This is a genomic window from Pseudomonas sp. (genome assembly GCF_049645325.1).
Taxonomy (GTDB): Bacteria; Pseudomonadota; Gammaproteobacteria; order Pseudomonadales; family Pseudomonadaceae; genus Aquipseudomonas.
The window spans coordinates 1-6,664 of record NZ_JBARTQ010000104.1; the positions used below are offsets into that span (position 1 = coordinate 1).

A 6,664-nucleotide genomic window follows, 5' to 3' on the forward strand; every position below is an offset into this window, starting at 1 on the left:
GCTACGGACCTGACGGGACGAACAGAGCGTTCAACTTAGCCCTGTTTTCATTAGCAGGCTAATAACTGGACTCTATCGTTAAGTCCAAGGTTCCGAACTCGGCTATCATGCGCGCGTTTTCATGACAGGCATTGCGCTAGAGCAAGCCGGTTACCAGGAGAGTTGATGAACACCCTTTTTATGCACTGCCGCCCGGGTTTTGAAGGCGAAGTCTGTTCCGAGATCGCGGAACACGCCGCGCGCCTGAACGTTTCCGGCTACGCCAAGGCCAAGACCGGCAGCGCCTGCGCCGAATTTGTCTGCACCGAAGAAGACGGCGCCAAGCGCCTGATGCACGGCCAGCGCTTTGCCGAGCTGATCTTCCCGAGGCAGTGGGCGCGCGGGGTATTTATCGACCTGCCGGAAACCGACCGCATCAGCGTGATCCTCGCGCACCTGCGCGAATTTCCGGTGTGCGGCAGCCTGTGGCTGGAAATGGTCGACACCAACGACGGCAAGGAACTCTCGAACTTCTGCAAGAAGTTCGAAGTGCACCTGCGCAAAGCCTTGCTGAACGCCGGCAAGCTGGTGGACGACCCGAGCAAACCGCGTCTGCTGCTGACGTTCAAAAGCGGCCGCGAAGTGTTCATGGGCCTGGCCGAGTCGAACAACTCGGCGATGTGGCCAATGGGCATTCCACGCCTGAAATTCCCGCGTGACGCGCCAAGCCGTTCGACCTTGAAGCTGGAAGAGGCCTGGCACCACTTTATCCCGCGCGACCAGTGGGACGAGCGCCTGCACGGCGACATGACCGGCGTCGACCTCGGCGCAGCGCCGGGCGGCTGGACCTGGCAGTTGGTCAACCGTGGCATGCTGGTGACCGCCATCGACAACGGCCCAATGGCCGAAAGCCTGATGGACACTGGCCTGGTGCAGCACTTGATGGCCGATGGCTTCACCTTCGTGCCCAAGCAGCCGGTGGACTGGATGGTGTGTGACATCGTCGAAAAGCCCGCGCGCAACGCGGCGCTGCTGGAAACCTGGATCGGCGAAGGGCATTGCCGCGAGGCCGTGGTCAACCTCAAACTGCCGATGAAGCAGCGTTACGCTGAGGTGAAGCGCTTGCTGGAGCGCATCGAAGAAGGCTTCAAGGCGCGCGGCATTCGTGTGGAGATCGGCTGCAAGCAGCTGTACCACGACCGTGAAGAAGTGACGTGCCATTTGCGCCGGCTGGAAAGCGCGAAGAAAACCAAGACCCGCTGACCTCCTGTCAGCCCCCGCTCAAAATGTGGGCGCTGGCTTGCCTGCAATAGCGGTATAACAGTCGAAATTTAGGTTGAATGTGCCCCGGTCATCGCGGGCAAGCCCGCTCCCACAGTAGCTCGGGGCCAGTTTTAGGAGTTAATCATGAGTGTTGATTTGCCCGTCGACGGCACCCTGGATGCCACCGGCCTCAACTGCCCGGAGCCGGTGATGATGCTGCACCAGCACATCCGCGACTTGCCGCCTGGCGGCTTGCTCAAGGTGATCGCGACCGACCCGTCAACGCGCCGCGATATCCCCAAGTTCTGTGTGTTCCTGGACCACGAGCTCGTGGATCAGCAGGAACAGGCCGGCACCTACCTGTACTGGATTCGCAAAAAAGCTGATTAAGCCTGCGCCGGAACGTGGCGAATCCGCCGGCGCGCGCTGCGTGCCAGGCGGATCACCAGCATCGCGGCGGCGCAGCTCAAGCCCACGATCAGCCCTTGCCACAGGCCACTCGGCCCACTTGCCGCGCCCAGCCAGTCGGTCAGCCCCAGCGCATAACCCACCGGCAAGCCCACGCCCCAGTAGGCAAACAAGGTCAGCAACATGGTCACGCGTGTGTCCTGGTAGCCTCGCAATGCGCCAGCAGCGGTGACCTGGATCGCGTCGGAGAACTGGAACAGCGCCGCAAACACGATCAGCATCGACGCCACATGGATCACCAGCGGGTCTGGTGTGTAGATCGCCGCGATCTGTTCGCGAAACAGTAGCATCAGGCTGCAGGACAGGCACGCGTAGGTCAGCGCCGTGCCCATCCCGACCCCGGCGGCAAAACGCGCTGCACGCGGCTCGCCGCGGCCCAGCGCCTGGCCGACCCGCACGGTGACGGCCATGCTCAAGGAATAGGGAATCATGAACACCAGCGAGCTGAAATTCAGCGCAATCTGGTGCCCGGCCACCACGTTGGCGCCAAGGCTGCCGATCAGTAAGGCGATCACCGCAAAGATGCTCGATTCGGCAAACACCGCGATGCCGATCGGCAAGCCTATGCTCAGCACGCGCTTGATCACCGCCCATTGCGGCCAGTCGAAACGCTTGAACAATTCGCTGCTCTGGTAGGCCGGCGCCCAGCGGGTCCAGGCGGCCAGGCCGAGCATCATCACCCACATCACGATCGCCGTGGCCCAGCCACACCCCACGCCGCCCATGGCCGGCACGCCGAAATGGCCATAGATGAACACGTAGTTCAGCGGGATGTTCAGCGCCAGCCCGCACAGGCCCATGACCATGCTCGGTCGCGTGCGGCCCAGGCCATCGCTGAAGCAGCGCAGCACGTAATACAGCGCGATGGCGGGCATGCCGGACGCGATGCCGTGCAGGTAGGCCATGCAGGGTTTGATCAGCTCTGGATCAACCTTCATGGCATGCAGGATCGGCTCGGCGCTGATCAACATCAGCAGCGCGGTGATCCCGACCACCACCGCCAGCCACAGGGACTGGCGCACCAATGGGCCAATCTCGGCGGGGTTGCCCGCGCCGAAACGCTGGGCGACTTTTGGTGTGGTCGCCAGCAGCGTGCCGGTCATCAGCAGGTACACCGGAATCCAGATCGAGTTACCCAGGGCCACCGCCGCCAGGTCCCGTGCGCTCACGCGCCCGGCCATCACCGCATCGACGAAGCCCATGGCGGTGGTCGCCAGTTGGCCGATCATGATCGGCAGCGCCAGGGTCAACAGGTTGCGCACCTCGCGGCTGACGCGGGCGGGGCGGGTGAGGGTGGAAGCGGCAGTGTTCACGTACGGGTGTCCAGAAAAAAAGAGCGCTGAAGGACCGCGGAGTCTACGCCCTGACGTACCGGTCAGGAAAAAACCTGTGTTGCAGATTTGTAATGCGCCCTTACAGGCAACCCATAACCCCCGTGGGCGCTGGCTTGCCTGCGATGGCATCCAGAACGCATCCCTGTACACTGCGAGTCCGCGAAAGGAGCCTGCCATGCTGATTGTTGCCGACGAAAATATCCCGCTGCTCGATGCATTCTTCGAAGGGTTTGGCGAGATTCGCCGGGTGCCCGGCCGCTCCATCGACCGCGCGACGGTCGAGCAGGCGGATGTGCTGTTGGTGCGCTCGGTGACCAACGTCAATCGCGCCTTGCTGGAAGGCACAAACGTGCGCTTTGTCGGCACTTGCACCATTGGCACCGATCACCTCGACCTGGATTATTTCAAGCAAGCCGGCATCAGTTGGTCCAGCGCTCCCGGCTGCAATGCGCGGGGCGTGGTGGACTACGTGCTGGGCAGTTTGCAGACCTTGGCCGAGATCGAAGGCGCCGACCTTAACCAGCGCACCTATGGCGTTGTTGGCGCCGGTGAAGTGGGCGGGCGCCTGGTCAAGGTGCTCAAGGGGCTGGGCTGGAACGTGCTGGTGTGCGACCCGCCGCGCCAGATCGCCGAAGACGGTGACTACGTCAGCCTGGCGCAGATTATCGAACAGTGCGACGTGATCAGCCTGCACACGCCGCTGACCAAATCCGGCAACGGTTCCACCTGGCACCTGTTTGACCGCGAACGCCTCAACCGGCTCAAGCCTGGCACGTGGCTGATCAACGCCAGCCGCGGCCCGGTAGTGGACAACGCTGCCCTGCGCGAGGTGCTGCTGGCGCGTGAAGACCTGCAAGCCGTGCTGGATGTGTGGGAAGGCGAGCCCGAAGTGGACGTCGACCTGGCCGACCTGTGCGTGCTGGCCACCCCGCATATCGCCGGTTACAGCCTCGACGGCAAGCAGCGCGGCACGGCGCAGATCTATCAAGCCTTCTGTGCGCATCTGGGCCAGGCGGCAAGCATTCAACTGAGCGACCTGCTGCCCGAGCCCTGGCTGGCCGAGGTGCACTTGAACGCGTCGACTGACCCGGCTTGGGCGCTGGCGACTTTGTGCCGCAGCGTGTACGACCCGCGCCGGGATGACGCGGATTTTCGTCGCAGCCTTGTAGGCACTGTGGAAGAACAGCGCAAGGCGTTCGACCTGCTGCGCAAGCACTACCCGGAGCGCCGTGAGATTGATGGCTTGAAAGTGCGCATCAAGGGCGAGTCGGCAGTGTTGTCGAACATGGTCACCGCCCTCGGCGCCCACGCTATTTAAACGTGCATAAAAAACCCGGCCATCTAGGCCGGGTCTGAAAGAGCGTGGGCGCTTCAGCCTTGCTGGGCAGGCTTGACCAGTCGCTGTTCCAGCTCACTGCACGCATGCTGGATCATCTCTTCGGTAATCTGCACTTCGCGGCCCTTGGCGTCGATATACGAGCAAGGCAATTGCTGCGGTTGGCGAATCACTTCAATTTTGGCGTCGCTGCTGTTTTGCAAGGTCATGGCCTGTCTCCTCATCAGGTTGTGTACCTACCTTAATTCCCCCGCGTGACCAAGCTATTACAACTCCTTACAAAGTCACCGGTTCGAACGCCCAGTCCACCAGAAACCGATACAAATTTCCAGCCGGGCGTTAGACCGTTAGCCTCTAGGGGCCAGTATCTGCGGGCATAATTAACCTGACTCATTGTTATTTACCGAAGTTCCCCCCATGTAGAGGGACAGGTTCCTGTCTTCCCTCATCAGGTGATGCCGCTCATGTTTTCAGTCCGTCAACGCCGCGCGATTCGCCTGGCCAGCCGCTTTATTGCGCCCTATCGCTGGCACGCATTGGGTGCGCTGTTGGCGCTGATCGTCACTGCCGGCATCACCTTGTCGATGGGGCAGGGCATTCGCCTGCTGGTCGATCAGGGCTTCATGACCCAGTCGCCGCACCTGCTTAACCAGTCCATCGGCCTGTTCATGATCCTCGTGCTGGGCCTGGCGGTGGGCACGTTTGCGCGGTTTTACCTGGTGTCGTGGATTGGCGAACGGGTAGTGGCGGACATTCGCCGGCAAGTGTTCAACCACCTGATCTACTTGCACCCCGGTTTCTACGAGAACAACCGCAGCTCGGAAATCCAGTCCCGGCTGACCACCGACACCACCTTGCTGCAATCGGTGATCGGCTCGTCGCTCTCGCTGTTCCTGCGCAATGCGTTGATGGTCATCGGTGGCATCGTGTTGCTGTTTGTCACCAACCCCAAGCTCACCAGTATCGTGGTGATCGCGCTGCCGCTGGTGCTTGCGCCGATCCTGATCTTCGGCCGCCGCGTGCGCAGCCTGTCGCGCCTGAGCCAGGACCGTATCGCCGATGTCGGCAGCTACGTGTCCGAGACCCTTGGCCAGATCAAGACCGTGCAGGCTTACAACCACCAGGTGCAGGACGAGCAGCGCTTCGCCGTGACCGTTGAAGACGCGTTTGCCACGGCGCGCAAGCGCATCGTGCAGCGTGCCTGGCTGATTACCCTGGTGATCATGCTGGTGCTGGGCGCCGTGGGCGTGATGCTGTGGGTCGGCGGCATGGACGTGATTGGCGGGCGTATTTCTGGCGGCGAGCTGGCGGCATTTGTGTTCTACAGCCTGATCGTCGGCAGTGCCGTCGGTACGCTGAGCGAAGTCCTCGGCGAGTTGCAGCGCGCCGCCGGTGCGGCCGAGCGGATTGGCGAACTCTTGCAGTCGAGCAACGAGATCCAGGCGCCCGCCACCGGTACGGTGCAATTGCCGGAGCGGGTCAGCGGCCGCATGGAGCTGCAAGACCTGCGCTTTTCCTACCCCTCGCGCCCGGACAGCTACGCCATCGACGGTTTGAACCTGACCATCAACCCGGGTGAAACCCTGGCGCTGGTAGGGCCTTCCGGCGCGGGTAAATCCACGATCTTCGACTTGCTGCTGCGCTTCTACGACCCACAGCACGGGCGTATTTTGCTGGAGGGCCACGCACTGACCGACCTCGACCCCATGGACCTGCGCCGACACTTTGCGCTGGTGTCCCAGAGCCCGGCGTTGTTTTTCGGCAGCGTCGAAGAAAACATTCGTTACGGCAATCCATCCGCCACCCGTGAGCAGGTCGAGGCCGCCGCGCGTATCGCGCATGCCCACGATTTCATCCTGCAAATGCCCGACGGCTACCAGACCCACCTCGGCGACGGCGGCATGGGCCTCTCTGGCGGCCAACGCCAGCGTCTGGCCATTGCCCGCGCGTTGCTGGTGGACGCGCCGATCCTGTTGCTGGACGAGGCCACCAGTGCGCTGGACGCGCAGAGTGAACACCTGATCCAGCAAGCCTTGCCGCAGTTGATGCAGGGGCGAACCACGCTGGTCATCGCGCATCGCTTGGCTACAGTCAAAAACGCCGACCGGATTGCCGTGATGGACCAGGGCAAGCTGGTGGCGGTGGGCACGCACCAGCAACTGATCGCGAGCAACCCGCTCTATGCGCGGCTGGCGGCTTTGCAGTTCAATGATGGGGTTGAAGTTACGTAGATCGATGGGGTGAGTGAGCCCTTTGTGGTGAGCGGGCTTGCCCCGCGCTGGGC

The 6,664-nt window shown here is 62.4% G+C and carries 6 protein-coding genes; 4 read left to right on the plus strand and 2 right to left on the minus strand.

The features are described 5' to 3' along the window. Positions 1 to 165: 165 nt before the first annotated feature. Positions 166 to 1,242: a 23S rRNA (cytidine(2498)-2'-O)-methyltransferase RlmM gene (gene rlmM / locus WBB95_RS04275; RefSeq protein ID WP_424486455.1), complete on the plus strand. Its 1,077-nt coding sequence runs from the start codon at positions 166 to 168 to the stop codon at positions 1,240 to 1,242. 144 nt (positions 1,243 to 1,386) lie between these two features. Next, a complete protein-coding gene (gene tusA / locus WBB95_RS04280; RefSeq protein ID WP_424486456.1) occupies positions 1,387 to 1,632 on the plus strand; it encodes a sulfurtransferase TusA in 246 nt (81 codons plus the stop codon). Here tusA and WBB95_RS04285 read toward each other — a convergent pair. After that, a complete protein-coding gene (locus tag WBB95_RS04285) occupies positions 1,629 to 3,023 on the minus strand; it encodes an MATE family efflux transporter (protein ID WP_424486457.1) in 1,395 nt (464 codons plus the stop codon). The genes tusA and WBB95_RS04285 overlap by 4 nt on opposite strands. Before the next feature lie 196 nt (positions 3,024 to 3,219). Here WBB95_RS04285 and pdxB point away from each other — a divergent pair, with 196 nt between their 5' ends. Then, positions 3,220 to 4,362, plus strand: coding sequence for a 4-phosphoerythronate dehydrogenase PdxB (pdxB, locus tag WBB95_RS04290; RefSeq protein ID WP_424486458.1), 1,143 nt, complete (start codon positions 3,220 to 3,222; stop codon positions 4,360 to 4,362). Between the two features lie 53 nt (positions 4,363 to 4,415). Here the strand turns inward: pdxB and WBB95_RS04295 are convergent, their stop codons facing one another. Next, positions 4,416 to 4,589, minus strand: coding sequence for a PA1571 family protein (locus tag WBB95_RS04295; RefSeq protein WP_424486459.1), 174 nt, complete (start codon positions 4,587 to 4,589; stop codon positions 4,416 to 4,418). A gap of 246 nt (positions 4,590 to 4,835) precedes the next feature. On the opposite strand from WBB95_RS04295, the gene WBB95_RS04300 reads away from it, so the two are divergent. Beyond that, positions 4,836 to 6,611 carry an ABC transporter transmembrane domain-containing protein gene (locus WBB95_RS04300; protein ID WP_424486460.1) on the plus strand — a complete coding sequence of 592 codons (1,776 nt, stop codon included), beginning with the start codon at positions 4,836 to 4,838 and terminating at the stop codon, positions 6,609 to 6,611. Positions 6,612 to 6,664 lie beyond the last annotated feature (53 nt).